The sequence below is a fragment of the Roseobacter sp. S87 genome (assembly GCF_055693285.1).
In genome coordinates, this window is sequence record NZ_JBVFTR010000004.1 from 487472 (window position 1) to 503642 (window position 16171).

General features: G+C 60.5%; 20 protein-coding genes. 13 read left to right on the plus strand and 7 right to left on the minus strand.

What is annotated here, in order from left to right; all coding sequences use genetic code 11:
* The first annotated feature begins 107 nt into the window (after positions 1-107).
* Positions 108-563 carry a methylated-DNA--[protein]-cysteine S-methyltransferase gene (locus tag ACZ1HA_RS03220; RefSeq protein ID WP_472712847.1) on the plus strand — a complete coding sequence of 152 codons (456 nt, stop codon included), beginning with the start codon at positions 108-110 and terminating at the stop codon, positions 561-563.
* Positions 564-569: 6 nt separating this feature from the next.
* On the opposite strand, the gene ACZ1HA_RS03225 is transcribed toward ACZ1HA_RS03220, so the two are convergent.
* From ACZ1HA_RS03225 to fsa, 6 genes are all read right to left on the minus strand, one after another.
* Positions 570-1265 carry a CDP-alcohol phosphatidyltransferase family protein gene (locus ACZ1HA_RS03225; RefSeq protein ID WP_375228396.1) on the minus strand — a complete coding sequence of 232 codons (696 nt, stop codon included), beginning with the start codon at positions 1263-1265 and terminating at the stop codon, positions 570-572.
* A gap of 89 nt (positions 1266-1354) precedes the next feature.
* Positions 1355-1531, minus strand: a complete 177-nt coding sequence (locus ACZ1HA_RS03230; RefSeq protein ID WP_375228395.1) for a hypothetical protein — start codon at positions 1529-1531, stop codon at positions 1355-1357.
* Positions 1528-1938 carry a hypothetical protein gene (locus ACZ1HA_RS03235; protein WP_472712848.1) on the minus strand — a complete coding sequence of 137 codons (411 nt, stop codon included), beginning with the start codon at positions 1936-1938 and terminating at the stop codon, positions 1528-1530. Before ACZ1HA_RS03235 ends, ACZ1HA_RS03230 begins: the two co-directional genes overlap by 4 nt.
* A 108-nt stretch (positions 1939-2046) precedes the next feature.
* Complete coding sequence (locus tag ACZ1HA_RS03240) at positions 2047-2967, minus strand: tyrosine recombinase XerC (RefSeq protein ID WP_472712849.1); 921 nt, start codon at positions 2965-2967, stop codon at positions 2047-2049.
* Positions 2964-3671 carry a DUF484 family protein gene (locus ACZ1HA_RS03245; protein ID WP_375230879.1) on the minus strand — a complete coding sequence of 236 codons (708 nt, stop codon included), beginning with the start codon at positions 3669-3671 and terminating at the stop codon, positions 2964-2966. The genes ACZ1HA_RS03240 and ACZ1HA_RS03245 overlap by 4 nt, the downstream gene beginning before the upstream one ends.
* A 127-nt stretch (positions 3672-3798) precedes the next feature.
* The gene (gene fsa, locus ACZ1HA_RS03250) at positions 3799-4452 is read right to left on the minus strand and encodes a fructose-6-phosphate aldolase (RefSeq protein ID WP_472712850.1); all 654 of its coding nucleotides are present in this window, start codon (positions 4450-4452) and stop codon (positions 3799-3801) included.
* 75 nt (positions 4453-4527) lie between these two features.
* Between fsa and ACZ1HA_RS03255 the strand changes: the two genes are divergently transcribed.
* The 5 genes from ACZ1HA_RS03255 to ACZ1HA_RS03275 all read left to right on the plus strand — a co-directional run bounded on the left by ACZ1HA_RS03255 (position 4528) and on the right by ACZ1HA_RS03275 (position 10850).
* Positions 4528-6765 carry a primosomal protein N' gene (locus tag ACZ1HA_RS03255; protein WP_472712851.1) on the plus strand — a complete coding sequence of 746 codons (2238 nt, stop codon included), beginning with the start codon at positions 4528-4530 and terminating at the stop codon, positions 6763-6765.
* Between the two features lie 141 nt (positions 6766-6906).
* Positions 6907-8139: an MFS transporter gene (locus ACZ1HA_RS03260; RefSeq protein WP_472712852.1), complete on the plus strand. Its 1233-nt coding sequence runs from the start codon at positions 6907-6909 to the stop codon at positions 8137-8139.
* Complete coding sequence (locus tag ACZ1HA_RS03265; RefSeq protein ID WP_472712853.1) at positions 8136-9527, plus strand: MATE family efflux transporter; 1392 nt, start codon at positions 8136-8138, stop codon at positions 9525-9527. The genes ACZ1HA_RS03260 and ACZ1HA_RS03265 overlap by 4 nt, the downstream gene beginning before the upstream one ends.
* Positions 9527-10402 (plus strand): 50S ribosomal protein L11 methyltransferase, encoded by an 876-nt coding sequence (locus ACZ1HA_RS03270; RefSeq protein ID WP_472712854.1) that lies wholly within the window; start codon positions 9527-9529, stop codon positions 10400-10402. Before ACZ1HA_RS03265 ends, ACZ1HA_RS03270 begins: the two co-directional genes overlap by 1 nt.
* Before the next feature lie 103 nt (positions 10403-10505).
* On the plus strand, positions 10506-10850 hold the full coding sequence (locus ACZ1HA_RS03275; protein ID WP_472712855.1) for a hypothetical protein: 345 nt from the start codon (positions 10506-10508) through the stop codon (positions 10848-10850).
* 156 nt (positions 10851-11006) lie between these two features.
* Here the strand turns inward: ACZ1HA_RS03275 and ACZ1HA_RS03280 are convergent, their stop codons facing one another.
* Complete coding sequence (locus ACZ1HA_RS03280) at positions 11007-11225, minus strand: DUF1127 domain-containing protein (RefSeq protein ID WP_375228387.1); 219 nt, start codon at positions 11223-11225, stop codon at positions 11007-11009.
* 343 nt (positions 11226-11568) lie between these two features.
* On the opposite strand from ACZ1HA_RS03280, the gene ruvC reads away from it, so the two are divergent.
* From ruvC to tolR, 7 genes are all read left to right on the plus strand, one after another.
* Positions 11569-12075 carry a crossover junction endodeoxyribonuclease RuvC gene (gene ruvC, locus ACZ1HA_RS03285; RefSeq protein WP_472712856.1) on the plus strand — a complete coding sequence of 169 codons (507 nt, stop codon included), beginning with the start codon at positions 11569-11571 and terminating at the stop codon, positions 12073-12075.
* Positions 12072-12731 carry a Holliday junction branch migration protein RuvA gene (ruvA, locus tag ACZ1HA_RS03290; protein WP_472712857.1) on the plus strand — a complete coding sequence of 220 codons (660 nt, stop codon included), beginning with the start codon at positions 12072-12074 and terminating at the stop codon, positions 12729-12731. The genes ruvC and ruvA overlap by 4 nt, the downstream gene beginning before the upstream one ends.
* A 31-nt stretch (positions 12732-12762) precedes the next feature.
* Complete coding sequence (gene ruvB, locus ACZ1HA_RS03295; RefSeq protein ID WP_472712858.1) at positions 12763-13785, plus strand: Holliday junction branch migration DNA helicase RuvB; 1023 nt, start codon at positions 12763-12765, stop codon at positions 13783-13785.
* Positions 13786-13839: 54 nt separating this feature from the next.
* On the plus strand, positions 13840-14463 hold the full coding sequence (locus ACZ1HA_RS03300; RefSeq protein ID WP_472712859.1) for a hypothetical protein: 624 nt from the start codon (positions 13840-13842) through the stop codon (positions 14461-14463).
* 9 nt (positions 14464-14472) lie between these two features.
* A complete protein-coding gene (ybgC, locus tag ACZ1HA_RS03305) occupies positions 14473-14868 on the plus strand; it encodes a tol-pal system-associated acyl-CoA thioesterase (protein ID WP_472712860.1) in 396 nt (131 codons plus the stop codon).
* 100 nt (positions 14869-14968) lie between these two features.
* A complete protein-coding gene (gene tolQ, locus ACZ1HA_RS03310; RefSeq protein ID WP_472712861.1) occupies positions 14969-15664 on the plus strand; it encodes a protein TolQ in 696 nt (231 codons plus the stop codon).
* Positions 15665-15667: 3 nt separating this feature from the next.
* Entirely contained in the window at positions 15668-16162 is a 495-nt protein-coding gene (tolR, locus tag ACZ1HA_RS03315; RefSeq protein WP_472712862.1) for a protein TolR, read from the plus strand.
* Positions 16163-16171: the final 9 nt, after the last annotated feature.

Here is a 16171-nt window from a genome sequence, read left to right on the forward strand (position 1 = left end):
ACGGGACCTTTAGTGAACGGTCTTTCCGGGCGCAGTGGCGGGCCTGCTGCTTCTGAAAGCTCAGGTTTCGGGTTGAATACGCGCGGCGGTCCGGCCAGCATCAGCGCATGAAACAGAAAACTGTTGAGACACAATTTGGGTCGTTGATCCTGACCGAAGCTGATGGCGCGATCACGCGTCTGACCTGGGGCAGGTCAGAAGAGGAAGCAGACACTGACGTGCTGGACGAAGCGGCCCGTCAGCTGCGCGCGTATGATGCGGGAGACCTGGAGGCATTCGATCTTCCGCTGCGGGTGACCGGATCAGCATTCCAGCAGGCGGTTTGCGCCGAGATGCAGCGCATTCCGTTCGGTGAAACCGTTACCTATGGCGATATTGCAAAACGTCTGTCTGCACCTGCGCAGGCTGTGGGTGGCGCCTGTGGCGGCAATCCCATCGCGATCATCATTCCCTGCCACCGGGTCATGGGGGCAAAGGGCCTGACCGGGTTTTCGGGCGCGGGCGGCGTTGAAACGAAAGTGTCCCTGCTGCGCCACGAGCGTGCGGGCGGGTTTCTGATCTGAGGCGGATCAGCTGGCGCGTGACGGGATGATCTGCTGTGCGATCCCGGCAAAAATCAGATAGACGCTGGTGATCACCAGACCCCAGTGCGCCCAGCTCTCAGGATGAAAATCGACCCAGGCGGCCCAGCCGGCAAAAAAGGTCCAGGCAATGGCCATGGGCAGCGTGATCAGCCGCCAGCGCTCGGTCCGGACCGGGTGCACGAATTTCAGCGGCAGGAACATTGCCACGGCCAGCGCGCTGACCAGCGCCAGGCTGACCCAGAAATTTGGCTCGAGCGCAAAGATCACCAGCACCAGCATATTCCAGCATCCGGGGAAGCCGGAGAAAGAGTTGTCCTTTGTTTTCATGCGCGTATCCGCGAAATACATGGCGCTGGCAAAGGTGATAATGATGATCGCAAACCAACCTGTCCAACCGTCCATCAACCCGGATTTAAAGAGCGCAAAAGCCGGAATGAAGACGTAGGTCAGATAGTCAATGATCAGGTCCAGAAGCACACCGTCAAATTCGGGTGCATTCTTTTTGACATGGTATTTCCGGGCGAGCGGTCCGTCGATCCCGTCGACGAAGAAGGCAACCACGAGCCAGAGGAACATCAGGTCCCATTTCTCGTCGACCGCGGCCAGCATGGCCAGCATTGCAAAAACGGCGCCCGTTGCCGTCAGCAGATGTACGCACAGGGCGCGGAACCTAACAGTCATGCAGGCTTATTGCCGTATGCACGCGGGGGATGCAAAACAAAAAGGCCCACAGCGCGCGGCTGCGGGCCTTCCCATTGTCTGATCGGGGATCAGTTTCCGATGCGGACGTCCTCAACCGGATAGGCGAGATAATCCTGATCTTCCCAGGCTGTGTGGCAGTCATGGCAGAACGCCTGCTTGAACTTCATCGGCTTGCCGTTTGGCTGCAGGCCGCCATACACCCAGTCGTTGGTTTCGGGTGCTTCACCGGCGGCGACCTTGGTCATAATGAACAGCGGGCCGGGGCGGGCTGTTTTTTCTTTTTGGAGAAGGTCACGCTTTCCTTGGCAAGCACAGAGCCCACCGGCATCACGACACCTTCTTCCTCGAATTTCAGATATTGTTCCGCCGCGATATCATTCGCAAATGTCAGCAGCGCGCGTTTGCTGTGCGCGCCCTGCACGGCGGGAGCTGTCGCGGTAACCGCCCACGTTCTGTAGACGGAGCCGATTTCATCGCCTTCTTTGGCGTATCCTTCGGCCATCTTGTCCTTGACGCAGTCGTAGAGAGCGTTGACTTCGGATTGTTCGAGATCAAAAGGGCTTTCGGCGATATAGGCGCAGTCAGCGGCAGAAGCGCTGCCGCCGAGCACTGCGAAACAGGTGGCTGCCAGGATGGTTGCTGTGTGTTTCATGGTTCTGTGTCCCCTCGGTCGTATTTGTATGCAATTGTATGCCGCCGGAACTCTGGCACGGCTGCTCAAAAAACAGGCATCACCTTTGCACACGAAATGGTGAGGTAGTCAGGAGCGGGGATGCGTCCGGTCGTAGACGTCCATCAGGCGCGCTGTATCGACGGCCGTATAGGCCTGCGTCGTGGAGAGCGATGCATGGCCCAGAAGTTCCTGGATCGCGCGCAGGTCGCCCCCTGCGTTCAGCAGGTGGGTGGCAAAGCTGTGCCGCATGGCATGGGGCGTTGCACTCGATGGCAGACCCAGCTGCATGCGCGCCTGCGCCATCACCTTCTGGATTGCTCCGGGCGCCAGCGCACCGCCACGCACCCCGCGAAACAGCGGATCTTCGGGGCCGGTGTTCCAGGGGCTGAGCCGGACATAGGTATCCACTGCATCCCGTGCAGCAGGCAGAACAGGCACCAGACGTTCTTTCCCGCCCTTGCCCGCTATACGCAGGCTGTCGGGCAGCGGGGTATCTGCGCCCGTCAGGGACAGGGCTTCGGAGATGCGCAGCCCGCACCCCCACAGGAGCGTCACCACAGCCACATCGCGCGCTGCAACCCAGGGCGTTTCGGACTGCAGTTCAATGGCGTCAATCAGGCCGCGTGCTGCATCCTCGGCGAGTGGGCGCGGCAGTTTGTTGCGGAACTTCGGAGCCCTGGCCGACAGTACAGCGGTGGGTTCAAACCCCTCACGTTCCGCCAGCCATCTGTAAAACACCTTCACCGCCGAGAGTTTGCGGGCCAGTGACCGTGGGCTGACGCCTGCCGCGCGCGTATGGGCCATCCATGAGCGCATATCGCTGAGGGAAATCGCGGCAATCGCGCGCAAGCCCTGAGGCTCGCCTTTGTGCGCGGTCAAAAAACTCAGGAATTCAACAACATCGCCGCGGTAGGCTGTCAGCGTGTTTTCCGCCGCACCTTTCAGCGCGCGCTGATGTGTCAGCCAGGTTTCAAGCGCGTCGCCTGCTGCCGGGCTGATCAGGGTCATGACAGCCAGCGGCGCATGATCCGTTCGAACACGCCTGCGAAAAACATCAGAAGGTCAGCGCCCTGTTGCGGGCCGAACATGTGGGGGTCCTCCGCACCAAGCACGAGCATGCCGGGCAGCTTACCTGGGCCGAAATCCAGCCTGAGGCAGGCTTCTGACCTGATCCAGTCCACTTTTTCACCGTAGAGGCCGCCTGCGTCGCCCTGGACCTGGCGCAGCGTGACCTGTCGGGCGCTGCCGCCTCTGCCCTGGGTTACATAACCTGTCACAAAACCCGGTTCTGCGAGGCTCAGAACGCCGTCGAGACGATCAAGTCCCGGCACGTCATCGGCCTGATCGGTTTCCAGGACGAGGCGAACGAGGTCGACGCGGAGGATTTCCGCAACTTCGCCGCCCAGGTCCTTCAGGAATTCTTCAAAATCAACCGGATCCAGCATACGCAGGATCGCACGGTGAATCTGGTTTGTACCAGCAAGGTTTTCATAGGCTGCGGCGATCACCGACCGATGTGTGTCCTCCAGCCGGTCCAGACGGGCCTCAAGCCGCTCCATCGCGATGCCACGCATGTCGACGATATTGGCCCCCATGGCCCTTTCATTGCCCGCGACAAGCGCATTCATCACGTCTTTGTCGTCCAGAATGACATCTGGTTGCGAGATAATGGCCGCCCGAAGGGCGTCCTGAATTTTTGGTTCGGTTGTCATCTGCTGCCCGGTATTCTTTGTTTTCCGCTTCTTAACATGCGGCACAAAAAAATCTGCCATGAATTCATAGAAATTCATCATGGCAGATTTCTGTGACATGGTTGCGCCGCCGCGGCGGCGCAAAAGGTCAGAGGATTTTCTGACCCGTTTTGGCCCAGTCGGCCATGAACTGCTCGAGACCTTTGTCGGTCAGCGGGTGTGTGGCCAGCTTGCGGATGACCTCTGGCGGCGCTGTCATCACGTCCGCGCCGATCAGTGCCGCTTCCTGCACGTGGTTCACCGAGCGGATCGAGGCTGCGAGGATTTCCGTTTCAAACCCGTAGTTGTCATAGACGGTGCGGATATCCTGGATGAGGTCCATGCCGTCGAGGTTGATGTCATCCAGCCGGCCGATGAACGGGCTGATGAATGTCGCACCGGCTTTTGCCGCCAGAAGCGCCTGGTTGGCCGAGAAACACAGGGTCACATTGACCATTTTCCCCTCACCCGACAGGACCTTACAGGCTTTGAGGCCGTCCCACGTCAGCGGCAGTTTTACCGTGATGTTTTCGGCGATTTCGGCCAGTTTGCGGCCCTCGGCGATCATCGCTTCGGCTTCCAGCGCGACAACTTCGGCGCTGACCGGTCCGCTGACGATGCCGCAGATTTCTTTCGTGACCTCAAGAATGTCGCGGCCGGATTTCAGGATCAGCGAGGGGTTGGTTGTGACGCCGTCCACCATGCCCAGATCGTTGAGTTCGCTGATGGCCTGTGTGTCGGCGGTGTCGACAAAGAATTTCATCGGATGCTCCCTTTGGTCTCAGATGTGAACGCTAACATATTTCGTCTTGTGCTTGGCTTTATCGCATGATCTGCCATGCTTAAACCCGAAAATGCCAATTCAGCCGGAGCCTGCGCGGTGAGCCTGCCTGAATATTTCGACCAGGGCGCGCTTGTCGCCGTGCTGACAACGCAGCCACTGGGGCGGGCGCTGGACTACCGTGCGCCCGAAGGCGGGTGCCGTCCGGGCGCTTATGTCGAGGTGCCGCTGGGCCCCCGCAAGGTTCTCGGCGTTGTCTGGGGGTCGGGACAGGGAGATTATGACCTCTCAAAGATCAGATCGGTCAGCCGGGTGCTGGATGTGGCCCCGATGCGCGACGAAATGCGCGCCTTTCTGGAGCGTGCTGCGGATTATACGCTGACCCCGATGCCCGCAATGTTGCGGATGGCCACCCGTGCGCCGGGCCTGGGCGATCCGCCGTCGATGCGGCGGGTTTATCGTCGCGGGCCTCAGGAGCCGAACAAGATGACAGCTGCGCGCCGCAAGGTGTTAGAGGCTCTGGCGGAATACGGTGATCTGTCCTTCACGTTGCGGGAACTTGCGGAAATGGCCGGGGTGGGCACATCCGTGGTCAAGGGGCTGGTAGCGCAGGGGGCGGTGCTGGAAGAAGACAGTCCCCGTGATCTGCCTTTTGCCCGGCTCGATCCTGACCTGCCCGGCAAAACGCTCACGGAGGATCAGCAGGCCGGGGCGGACCGTCTGGCGGAGGCGGTTCGGTCAGAACGCTATGGTACGACACTGCTGCGTGGGGTGACGGGGTCGGGCAAAACAGAAGTTTATCTGGAGGCGGTGGCCGCGGCGCTCCGGGCCGGACGGCAGGCGCTGGTGCTGTTACCTGAAATCGCGCTGACGGCTGAGTTTCTGACCCGCGTCGAGGAACGGTTCGGCACCCGGCCCGCCGAGTGGCATTCCGGGGCAACCATGACAGAGCGCCGCCGCATCTGGCGCATGGTCGGAGAAGGGCAGGCGCAGTTGGTCATCGGTGCAAGGTCTGCGCTTTTCCTGCCCTATCAGAACCTCGGCCTGATCGTGGTCGATGAAGAACATGACACCTCCTATAAGCAGGAAGAGGGGGTGCTTTATAACGCGCGGGATATGGCTGTGCTGCGCGCATCAATCTGCGGCGCGCATGTCGTGCTGGCCTCGGCCACGCCCTCGCTTGAGACCTGGGCCAATGCAGAGGCCGGAAAATATGAGCGCCTTGATCTGCCGTCCCGTTTCGGGCCTGCCGTCATGCCAGAGATGCGCGCGATTGACATGCGCGCGGAAAGCCTCCCGTCGACCCGGTGGATTTCGGATGCGCTGAAACATGCGGTTGATCAGCGGCTTGAGCGGGGTGAGCAGGCGATGCTCTTTATCAACCGCAGGGGCTACGCGCCTATCACCCTGTGCCGGGCCTGCGGGCACCAGATCGGGTGTGATCACTGCGATGCGCGTATGGTGGAACACCGGTTTCTGAAGCGCCTTGTCTGCCATCAGTGCGGTGAGACCAAACCGATGCCGGAGAAGTGCCCATCCTGTGAGGTGGAGGGGAAGCTCGCTCCCGTTGGACCTGGTGTTGAACGTCTGGGCGAAGAGGCTGCGGCGCTGTTTCCGGAGGCCCGGATCGCGACGCTGAGCTCGGACATGTACGGCACGGCCCGGGCGCTGAAGGAGGAAATTGTGTCGATTGCCGAAGGTGGTGCCGATATCATCATCGGCACGCAGCTTGTGGCCAAGGGGCACAACTTTCCGCAGCTGACACTGGTCGGTGTCATTGACGCCGATCTGGGGCTGCAGGGGTCAGATCTGCGGGCGGCTGAGCGGACATTCCAGCTCATGCGCCAGGTGGCCGGACGTGCAGGCCGCGCGGAGGCGCCCGGCACAGCTGTGTTGCAGACCTATCAGCCCGAGCATCCGGTGATACGTGCCATTCTGGGCGGCGAAGAGGAGCGGTTCTGGGCCGCAGAGGCGCGCGAGCGGGAGGCCGCGGGGGTGCCGCCTTATGGTCGCATGGCGGGGATCATTCTGAGCGGGACGGATGTGGCGCAGGTGTTCGACGCTGGCAATCTGCTGGCGCGGCAGGACCGGGCGCTGCGGTCCATCGGAGCGCAGGTGTTCGGGCCTGCCCCGGCACCAGTTGCGCGTGTCCGGGGGCGACACAGGGTGCGCCTGCTGGTCAAGGCCGAAAAATCCGCGCCACTTCAGGCGGCTCTCAGCTCCTGGGTGGCACAGCTGCGCCTGCGCGGGGACCTGCGCGTGGCAGTTGATATCGATCCTCAGAGTTTCTATTGATTTTTGTCCTGTCTCATAGACAGGACGTGCCTCCGGCGGGGATATTTTCGGCCAGAAGAAACCGCAGGAGACCGGAGGTCTGTGCACGGGCGCACGCAATTGTGGCTCGCGTGCGCGCTGCAACAGGCGTAGAGAGATTTCATGGCCCATTTTGTCCGCCTCGAAGAAGCAAAACAACTACCGCTCTGGCGTCGGCCGATCGCATTGTTGTTCCTGATGGCACTGGCGATGCCGATTGCCTTCAATACCTGGTCGGCGCTGCTCAATAATTTTGTGATTGAAGCGGCTGATTTTGATGGCGGTGACATTGGCCTTCTGCATACGGTGCGCGAAATCCCCGGCTTTTTTGCCGTCGGAGTGATTGCGATCATCATTTTTTTGCGTGAGCAGGTGCTGGGCCTTGTGTCACTCGTTCTTCTGGGGGCTGCAACCGCGGTCACGGCGTGGTTTCCGTCCATGGGCGGGATCCTGACTATCACCATGCTGAGTTCCATCGGGTTTCATTATTATGAAACGGTCAACCAGTCGCTGCAGCTGCAATGGCTGAAAAAAGAAGAAGCGCCACGGGTGCTTGGCTGGTTGCTGGCGGCGGGCTCTGCGGCCACGCTGGTGGCCTATCTGGCGATTATGGCCCTGTGGGAAACACTCGGCCTGACTTACAACACAGTCTACATGATCGGCGGTGGTATCACCGTGGTCATTGCCGTGTTCGCCATGGTCGCTTATCCGCAGTTTGAGGCCCCGAACCCGCAGATCAAGAAGATGATCCTGCGCAGGCGGTACTGGCTTTATTACGCGCTGCAGTTCATGTCTGGCGCCCGCCGGCAGATTTTTGTGGTTTTTGCCGGCTTCATGATGGTCGAGAAATTCGGCTATGAGGTGCATGAAATCACCACGCTCTACCTGATCAATCTGGTGATCAACATCGCTGTGGCACCATTGCTCGGCCGCGCCGTGGGGTATTTCGGAGAACGGCGTACGCTGGGTTTCGAGTATCTGGGGCTGGTCACGGTTTTTCTGTGTTATGGTGGTGTCTATTATCTGGGCTGGGGTGTGCTGGTGGCGGCGACACTCTATGTCGTGGATCACATTTTCTTTGGGCTGGCGCTCGCGCTTAAGACCTATTTTCAGAAGATTGCTGACCCGGGTGACATTGCGCCCACGGCGGCTGTGGCCTTTACGATCAACCATATTGCCGCTGTGTTCCTGCCGGTTCTGCTGGGGCTTTTGTGGCTGGTCTCGCCCGCGGCGGTATTTTTTCTGGCCGCTGGGATGGCTGGCATTTCATTCACTCTTGCGATGATGATCCCGCGCCATCCTGAAAAGGGGAACGAGACGATCTTTGCCCGATACGCCGCAGCACCAGCGGAATGAGCGAAGGACGGTTCCTGTCAGGATCAACGATGGGTCACGTGGTGCGGATGACCGCAACCGGCGCCTTCGGGATCACGTTTGTATTTCTGGTGGATGCGGCCAATCTTTTCTGGATTGCCCAGCTTGGGGACCCGCAGCTGGTTGCCGCCATCGGATTTGCTTTTGCCATTCAGTTTTTCTCGGTGTCGTCCGGCGTGGGGCTGATGATTGCCTCAACGGCTATGATTTCCCGCAGCATCGGGGCCGGTGCGCGCAATGAGGCAAGGGTTCAGGCAGGCGCGGCCCTCGTCACCGCCGTTACTGTGCAGGCGATTGTCGCGACCCTTATTGTTGCGTTCCGGCATGATCTCGTGGCCATGGCGGGAGCGGATGGCGAAACAGCGGCTCTTGCCGCGCGGTATCTTGCGATAACGGTCCCGTCGCTGGTGCTGATGGCGGTTGGGCTTATCTGCTCCGGTGCGCTGCGGGCCGAAGGCTATGGGGCTAAGGCGATGTACATAACGCTGCTGTCGGGTGCGTTGCTGATGACCACTGATCCGGTTCTGATTTACGGGCTGGGTTGGGGGCTGGATGGTGCGGCGGTCGGGTTGGTGGCGTTCCGTTTTGCGCTGCTGGTGCTGGGGCTCTGGTTCGCGGCGCGTCAGCACAATCTGATCGCGCGACCCGGCGTGGATCAGATCCTGCGTGTCCTGCCGGTCTATCTGGCCATTGCGGTGCCGGCCATTGCGACGCAGATGGCGACACCGGCGGGAAACTATCTGCTGACGATTGTGATAGCTCCTTTCGGGGATGATGCAGTGGCCGCCTGGGCGGTGGTTGGCCGGCTCACTGTCGTTGCCTTTGGTGGTATCTTTGCACTTGCGGCCTCCATCGGTGGTATTTTTGGTCAGAACTTTGGTGCCGGCCGGTTTGACAGGCTGCGCAGCACCTATCGCGATGCGCTGATTTTCTGTGTGGTCTATACGCTGACGGCCTGGGCATTGCTCGCGGCGGCCACACCACACATCGTACGCTGGTTTGGTCTCACAGGCGAGGGTGCCGGGGTGCTGCAGGCCTTTACCTACGCAGGTGTTGGGGTCTTCGTCTTTCTGGGAGCGCTGTTTGTTTCCAATGCTGCGTTCAATGCACTGGGCAAACCGCTCCGGTCTGCTGTGCTGAACTGGATCAAGGATGGTGCCGTCAGCCTGCCCGCGGCTCTCCTGCTGGCCGGGGTCTGGGGTGCACCCGGTGTCATTTACGGGCAGGCGGCGGCGGGTGTACTGGTGGGGGCAGTATCGGCCGTCTGGGGCTGGCGTTTTGTCTGTGGCCTGCGGGCAGAAGTACCCGTCGCGCTTGACGCCGGACCTTTGCGGCCCTACGCGAACCCGGACAGATACCGGAGACGATAATGCCGACATTCACTGCACTGACGACCCTGCCGGGTAAGGCCGCCGCCGAAAAGCTGGGGGCGGCTATGGAAAACCTGAACCCGGAGCCAACAGGGGTCGGCGTTTTCGAGGTGGAGGACAATTCGGGCCTTTGGGAAGTCGGTGGCTATTTTACCCAAGCGCCGGATGAAACCGCTCTGACGCTGCTGGCGACGGCTCTCGGTGCGCAGCCGTTTGTTGTCTCTGAACTGCCGGAGACGGACTGGGTGGCGCATGTGCGGCGCGAACTGGCGCCGGTCGAGGCAGGACGGTTCTTTGTGTATGGCAGTCACGATGCGGACAAAGTGCCGGAAGATGCGGAACCGCTGCTGATCGAGGCGGCGATGGCGTTCGGGACCGGGCATCATGGCACCACACTGGGGTGCCTGCGTGCGCTTGACCGCCTTTCGGGGGACGGGTTTGTGGGCCACAACGTTGCTGACATCGGATGCGGAACGGCCGTGCTGGCGATGGCGGCCGCGCGGATCTGGCCGGAAACTGTTCTGGCCAGCGATATTGATGAGGTTGCTGTTGATGTGGCGCGCAGCAATGCGGCGGCGAACGGTCTCGCTGACCGGGTCCGGTGTGTCGAAGCCGCAGGATTTGATCACCCGGAGCTCAGGGATGCAGCCCCCTTTGATCTGGTGTTTGCAAATATTCTCAAGGGGCCGCTGGTGGCACTTGCACCTGACATGGCGGCGCACCTGAAACCGGGCGGATACGCGATTCTGTCCGGTATCCTTAATGAACAGGCCGACGAAGTGATCGACGTTTATTCACAGGTCGGGATCAATCTTGTGCACCGCGAAGAGATTGTTGACTGGACAACACTAACCCTCGGTAGAATCGCGCCATAATTGCCTGATTTTGGCCACATTCGTCCGTTTTGCCTTGAAGGCGACACATTCCGTTAGCATTCTGTTAACGATCCGGTGGGGGCCTGATCGTCAGGAGAGTGTGATGTCGGATTCATACGCTCAGTTTGAGAAGCGCATTAACGCTGTTGCGGACAAGCACGCAAAGCTTGCCGGAGGCTACACGGCACAGGTGGGGAATGACGGGCTGATCACGCTCGTTCCGGTACGCCGCCGCAGCTACACCCGCGTTCGGGTCCTCGTGGCAATGGTCGCCGGCTTCTTCATCTTCAAAGCTCTTGCGATCACGCTGACCGGCCCGCTGGCCTATGCAGACCGCATTGATGTGATGGCCGCGGGTACACAGTTCGAACAGATCGGCGCGTGGATTATGCGGCCGGGCCCGGTGTCCGAATTCCTGTCGTCGGCGATGATGCGGCTGTTTTCCTGACCGGAAAAGGCATTCAGTTCAGTACGGGAGATGGCTCTTGCCACTCCTGGTTGCGTGCCCGGGTGTCTGATCAGATACCCAACAGTAAAAAAGCCGCTCCTCCTCAGGAGGGGCGGCTTTTCTCATGTCTGGTCCGTCAGGGGACCGCGCGACTGATCAGCGGATCAGTGTGTTCTGTGCGACGCCGTCGATGTCGGCGCGGGACAGGCCGATGTCTTCGAGTTCACGGTCTGTCAGACCGGACAGCGCGTTGCGTGTGACGCGTGCGTCGTTCCATGCGATGACGCCGGCAACTGCAGCGCTGATCATGGAGAAGAAACGGCTTGCGATCGAGGCGGAGCCGTAGTGGGTGCGGGTTGTGTCAAAAGTAGCCATGTGAGCCGTCCTTTTATCTGAGTGTTGACCGGTCATGCCGGTGTGTTGTGAGAGGCAGATAGGACCTGCCTGTTTTTTCGGCAAGATGTGAAAACGCATGGTCGATATGCGTTTTTTGCATGGGTCATTATCTGGTTAACCATACGTAAATAAATGGAAAATCAGATTGAAGAAAAACGTCGCAAACAGACGGATTTCTGGCGAATTCGAACCTGTTTGCAGCGGATCAGAGCATTTCAGGGCGTATGGTGTGCCAAGGCGCGCCTGAAAATCGTGCGCTTTGCGGATGTTCGTGTTTCGTGCTAATGCATAAAAAACGAATTATTCAGGCTGGGCAGCGCTTATGACACGGGTGATCGGGATCGATCCGGGGCTCCGGAACCTCGGGTGGGGGATCATTGATGTGGCTGGCAGCCGACTCACCCACGTTGCCAATGGCGTGTGCCGTTCCTCCGGGGCGGATCTGGCGCAGAGGCTCCTTTCGCTGCACGAACAGCTCACGAGGGTAGTTTCGGAATGGTCGCCGGATACGGCAGCGGTGGAGCAGACATTTGTGAACAAGGATGGTGCCGGCACCCTGAAACTGGGACAGGCGCGGGGCATTGCGATGCTGGTGCCGGCGAAGGCGGGGCTGACAGTGGGTGAATATTCACCGAACAGCGTTAAGAAAACGGTCGTTGGTGTGGGCCACGCAGAGAAGGCGCAGATTTTACATATGGTTCAGCTGCAGTTGCCTGGTGCCGTTATCGCGGGACCGGACGCTGCCGATGCGCTGGCCATTGCCATTTGCCATGCGCATCACGCGCAGGCACCTGGCCTGGAGGCCGCGCTTGCGCGGACAGGCGCATGATTGGCCGGATTGCCGGGCGCATCGAATACAGGACGGCGGATCATGTGCTGATCGATGTGCGCGGCGTCGGATACCTTGTTTATTGTTCGGAGCGTACAATGGCGGCGCTGCCAGGCGTGGGCGAGCATACTGCGTTGTTCACGGATCTCGTGGTGCGTGAGGATCTTCTGCAGCTTTTTGGGTTTACCACGCTGGTTGAAAAAGAATGGCACCGCTTGCTGACATCGGTGCAGGGCGTTGGTGCCAAAGCGTCGCTGGCCATTCTGGGCACGCTGGGGCCGGATGGTGTCAGCCGGGCAATCGCGCTGGGCGACTGGAACGCGGTTAAGGCGGCCAAAGGGGTCGGCCCGAAGATCGCGCAACGCGTTGTGCTGGACCTCAAGGACAAGGCGCCGTCTGTAATGGCAATGGGGGGTGCGCCGCTTGCGGCACCGGACAAAGGCAGTGGTGAGGTTATTGAAACACCCTCGCCCGAGCCCGCCGCACAGTCACAGAACGCCCCGGCACAGGCAGAGGCACTTTCCGCGCTCGGCAATCTTGGGTATGCGCCCGGTGACGCTGCCGCTGCTGTTGCCGAAGCTGCCGGTGCATCACCTGATGCGGCCACGCCGGACCTGATCCGCGCGGCGTTGAAACTGCTGGCACCGAAGGGATAGGGTGGGGCGATCCTCCCCCTCAGGACATCTGATGAGCGATATTGACCCCACGATCCGGCCAGAACCGTTGCCCGAAGACGCTGACCGGGCGCTGCGCCCGCAGATGCTGGACGAATTTGTAGGCCAGGCAGAGGCCCGCGCGAACCTGCGGGTTTTCATACAATCCGCCCGGCAACGCGCTGAGGCCATGGATCATACGCTGTTTCACGGCCCCCCCGGACTGGGCAAGACGACGCTGGCGCAGATCATGGCGCGCGAGCTTGGTGTCGGGTTCCGCATGACCTCGGGTCCTGTGCTGGCCAAGGCCGGGGATCTTGCGGCGATCCTGACAAACCTAGAGGCGCGGGATGTGCTGTTTATCGACGAGATACACCGCCTGAACCCGGCGGTTGAGGAAGTACTGTATCCCGCACTGGAGGATTTCGAGCTTGATCTGGTGATCGGCGAGGGGCCGGCCGCCCGTACCGTGCGCATTGAGCTGCAGCCCTTTACCCTTGTGGGGGCGACCACGCGGATGGGTCTGCTGACCACGCCACTGCGTGACCGGTTCGGGATTCCGACCCGGCTGCAGTTTTATACTGAAGAAGAGCTGTTTGTCATTGTAGAGCGGAACGCGCGCCGGTTGGGAGCGCCTGCGGATGAGGCCGGTGCGCGTGAAATTGCGCGGCGTGCCCGGGGCACGCCACGGATCGCTGGCCGGTTGTTGCGGCGGGTTGTGGACTTTGCGGTTGTCGAGGGGGATGGCCGCGTGACGCAGGCGCTGGCGGACATGGCGCTGACCCGTCTGGGTGTGGATCGTCTGGGGCTGGATGGCGCGGACCGGCGGTATTTGCGGCTGATTGCCGAGAATTATGGCGGGGGGCCGGTGGGGATTGAGACGCTGAGTGCTGCGCTGAGTGAGAGCCGCGATGCGCTGGAGGAGGTCATTGAGCCTTATCTGCTGCAGCAGGGGCTGATCCAGCGTACGCCGCGCGGTCGGATGCTGGCACAGAAGGGCTGGTCGCATCTGGGCCTTGACGCACCGCGCGCGCAGACCGATCTGTTCGGGGACTGACGGGAACCCGCCGGAGCCTCCGGCGGGGATATTTGGGGCCAGAAGAAACCAGTGATGACACCAGAAGAAGTGAGCGCTCTTTTTACGCGCAGTGACGGCAGTTATTCTTTTGCACGCTGGGCCCGGCCAGTCGCGCCTGTGGTTTTTGGGGTGACAGACGAAACGCTGACCGTTGTGAAAGGGGCGCTGGAGGCTGTCATGGTGCTTTGCGGGCATCAGATGGCTGAGACGGACCCGGAACTGGGCAGCAACATGATGATCTTCTTCTTCCGCGACTGGGATGAGTTGCCGGATGTGCCCGGGCTGGACCGGCTGGTCAATGACCTGGTGCCGCTTGTTGGGCGGCTGAAGGAAGCGGATGCCAACCAGTACCGCGTTTTCCATTTTGACGAGGCGGGCGGGATAAAGGCCTGTTTCATTTTCCTGCGGATGGATGAAAACCTGAGTGCGGTACCCGCCGAAACGCTTGCGCTGAGCCAGATCGTTCAATCTGTACTGCTGTGGTCCGATACCGCCTTCAGGTCGGCGTCGCCGCTTGTAGTATCCGGCGATAAAACCATACTGCGGCCGGATATCGCGGCTTTGCTCCGCGCGGCCTATGATCCGGTCATGCCCGCGGCGGCCGGCGATCCGTCCCATGCGCTGCGACTCTCTGCGCGCATAACTGCTGCGCAATAAGAGTCTGTCATGCATCGTTTCCCGGTTCGTGTTTATTATGAAGACACCGACATGGCAGGGATTGTGTATTACGCAAACTATCTTCGGTACATCGAGCGGGCGCGCAGCGACTGGGTGTGCCAGATCGGGATTGATCAGCTCGCCATGAAGGCCGAAGGCGTGGTGTTTGCGGTGCGCCGTGTTGAGGCGGACTATGTGGCGCCTGCGCGGTTCGATGACCGTCTTGAGGTGGTTACCACCATGACCCAGCTGACGCCGGCGCGGATGGTCATGCGTCAGGACGTGCAGCGGGATGAAGAGGTGATTTTTTCGGCCAGCGTGACGATTGTCTGCATTGGCCCGGGCGGCCGGCCGGCCAGACTGCCAGCAAAACTCCGCCAGTTGCCCCTCAGCCCGGCCACATGACGCCATAGTGATAGTAATCCGGCTTGTGCTGGGCTACACTCGTTGCCAATCAGGACTGGGAAAACCCGGACACGCACCGTAGCGGGCAAAGAGCAGGCACATGGAAGCAGAAACGCTGGCACTGGCGCATGAGATTGATTTCTCATTTTTCGGGTTGTTCGCCCGCGCCACTTTAATTGTTAAAATCGTGATGATCATGCTGATCGTGGCCTCGTTCTGGTCGTGGTCGATCATTGTGATGAAGCTGCTTTTGTACCGCAAGGCGCGGACAGAAGCGGCGGCCTTTGACCGGGCCTTCTGGTCAGGCGAGCCGCTGGACGGGCTTTTTGAGCAGATTGGCCCGGTGCCATCAGGCAGTTCAGAGAAGATTTTCGCCGCCGGGATGACGGAATGGCAGCGGTCGCACCGCGAAGATGGTGGGCTGATCGCGGGTGCGACAGCGCGGATCGACAGGTCGATGGATGTGGCCATCAACAAAGAGGCGGACTACCTGCGCAATGGGTTGACCGTGCTGGCGACGGTTGGGTCCTCGACGCCGTTTATCGGGCTCTTCGGGACCGTGATCGGGATCATGAACGCCTTTATCGAAATTGCCGAGCAGCAGAACACCAACCTCGCCGTGGTGGCGCCGGGGATCGCTGAGGCACTTCTTGCAACTGGTCTTGGCCTTTTGGCTGCGATTCCGGCGGTCATTTTCTACAACAAACTGAGTGCAGATGCGGACCGTATCCTGCATGGGTACGAATCTTTTGCGGATGAGTTCGCAACGATCCTCAGCCGGCAGCTGGACAGCTGATCCATGGGCGCGGGGGTTATTCAGAAGCCTGACGGGGGCAGCGGAAAACGGCGCCGTCGCACGTCGCGGGCGCAGCCGATGGCGGAGATCAATGTGACACCCTTTGTGGACGTTATGCTGGTACTGCTGATCATCTTTATGGTTGCGGCACCGCTGCTGACCGTTGGTGTGCCGGTTGAGCTTCCCAAAACGGCGGCAGGGGCTTTGCCGACGGATCAGGAAGAACCGCTGACGGTCACTGTTACGTCAGCAGGTGCCATTCAGATCCAGACGACGGAAACAGCGCCGGATGAACTGGTTCCCAAACTGAGGGCCATTTTTGCGGAGCGCAGTTCTGACCGGGTGTTTCTGCGGGCGGACGGTGCCGTCCCCTACAGCCGGGTTATTGAAGTCATGGGCGCACTGAACGCTGGCGGGTTTTCGAATATCGGGCTCGTGACTGATATTGGCGGACCAACGTTTGATGGCCGTGAAGCGCCCGCAGGGGCGGATCAGTAGGACGCGGCG

Coding starts and splice junctions, on each gene's coding strand:
- ACZ1HA_RS03220 (WP_472712847.1), top strand. CDS start 108: ATGAAACAGAAAACTGTTGAGACACAATTTGGGTCGTTGATCCTGACC.
- ACZ1HA_RS03270 (WP_472712854.1), top strand. CDS start 9,527: ATGCCGACATTCACTGCACTGACGACCCTGCCGGGTAAGGCCGCCGCC.
- ruvC (WP_472712856.1), top strand. CDS start 11,569: ATGACACGGGTGATCGGGATCGATCCGGGGCTCCGGAACCTCGGGTGG.
- ybgC (WP_472712860.1), top strand. CDS start 14,473: ATGCATCGTTTCCCGGTTCGTGTTTATTATGAAGACACCGACATGGCA.
- ACZ1HA_RS03240 (WP_472712849.1), bottom strand. CDS start 2,967: ATGACCCTGATCAGCCCGGCAGCAGGCGACGCGCTTGAAACCTGGCTG.
- ruvB (WP_472712858.1), top strand. CDS start 12,763: ATGAGCGATATTGACCCCACGATCCGGCCAGAACCGTTGCCCGAAGAC.
- ACZ1HA_RS03265 (WP_472712853.1), top strand. CDS start 8,136: ATGAGCGAAGGACGGTTCCTGTCAGGATCAACGATGGGTCACGTGGTG.
- ACZ1HA_RS03255 (WP_472712851.1), top strand. CDS start 4,528: ATGCTTAAACCCGAAAATGCCAATTCAGCCGGAGCCTGCGCGGTGAGC.
- ACZ1HA_RS03245 (WP_375230879.1), bottom strand. CDS start 3,671: ATGACAACCGAACCAAAAATTCAGGACGCCCTTCGGGCGGCCATTATC.
- fsa (WP_472712850.1), bottom strand. CDS start 4,452: ATGAAATTCTTTGTCGACACCGCCGACACACAGGCCATCAGCGAACTC.
- tolR (WP_472712862.1), top strand. CDS start 15,668: ATGGGCGCGGGGGTTATTCAGAAGCCTGACGGGGGCAGCGGAAAACGG.
- ACZ1HA_RS03230 (WP_375228395.1), bottom strand. CDS start 1,531: ATGACCAAGGTCGCCGCCGGTGAAGCACCCGAAACCAACGACTGGGTG.
- ACZ1HA_RS03280 (WP_375228387.1), bottom strand. CDS start 11,225: ATGGCTACTTTTGACACAACCCGCACCCACTACGGCTCCGCCTCGATC.
- ruvA (WP_472712857.1), top strand. CDS start 12,072: ATGATTGGCCGGATTGCCGGGCGCATCGAATACAGGACGGCGGATCAT.
- ACZ1HA_RS03275 (WP_472712855.1), top strand. CDS start 10,506: ATGTCGGATTCATACGCTCAGTTTGAGAAGCGCATTAACGCTGTTGCG.
- ACZ1HA_RS03300 (WP_472712859.1), top strand. CDS start 13,840: ATGACACCAGAAGAAGTGAGCGCTCTTTTTACGCGCAGTGACGGCAGT.
- ACZ1HA_RS03225 (WP_375228396.1), bottom strand. CDS start 1,265: ATGACTGTTAGGTTCCGCGCCCTGTGCGTACATCTGCTGACGGCAACG.
- ACZ1HA_RS03235 (WP_472712848.1), bottom strand. CDS start 1,938: ATGAAACACACAGCAACCATCCTGGCAGCCACCTGTTTCGCAGTGCTC.
- ACZ1HA_RS03260 (WP_472712852.1), top strand. CDS start 6,907: ATGGCCCATTTTGTCCGCCTCGAAGAAGCAAAACAACTACCGCTCTGG.
- tolQ (WP_472712861.1), top strand. CDS start 14,969: ATGGAAGCAGAAACGCTGGCACTGGCGCATGAGATTGATTTCTCATTT.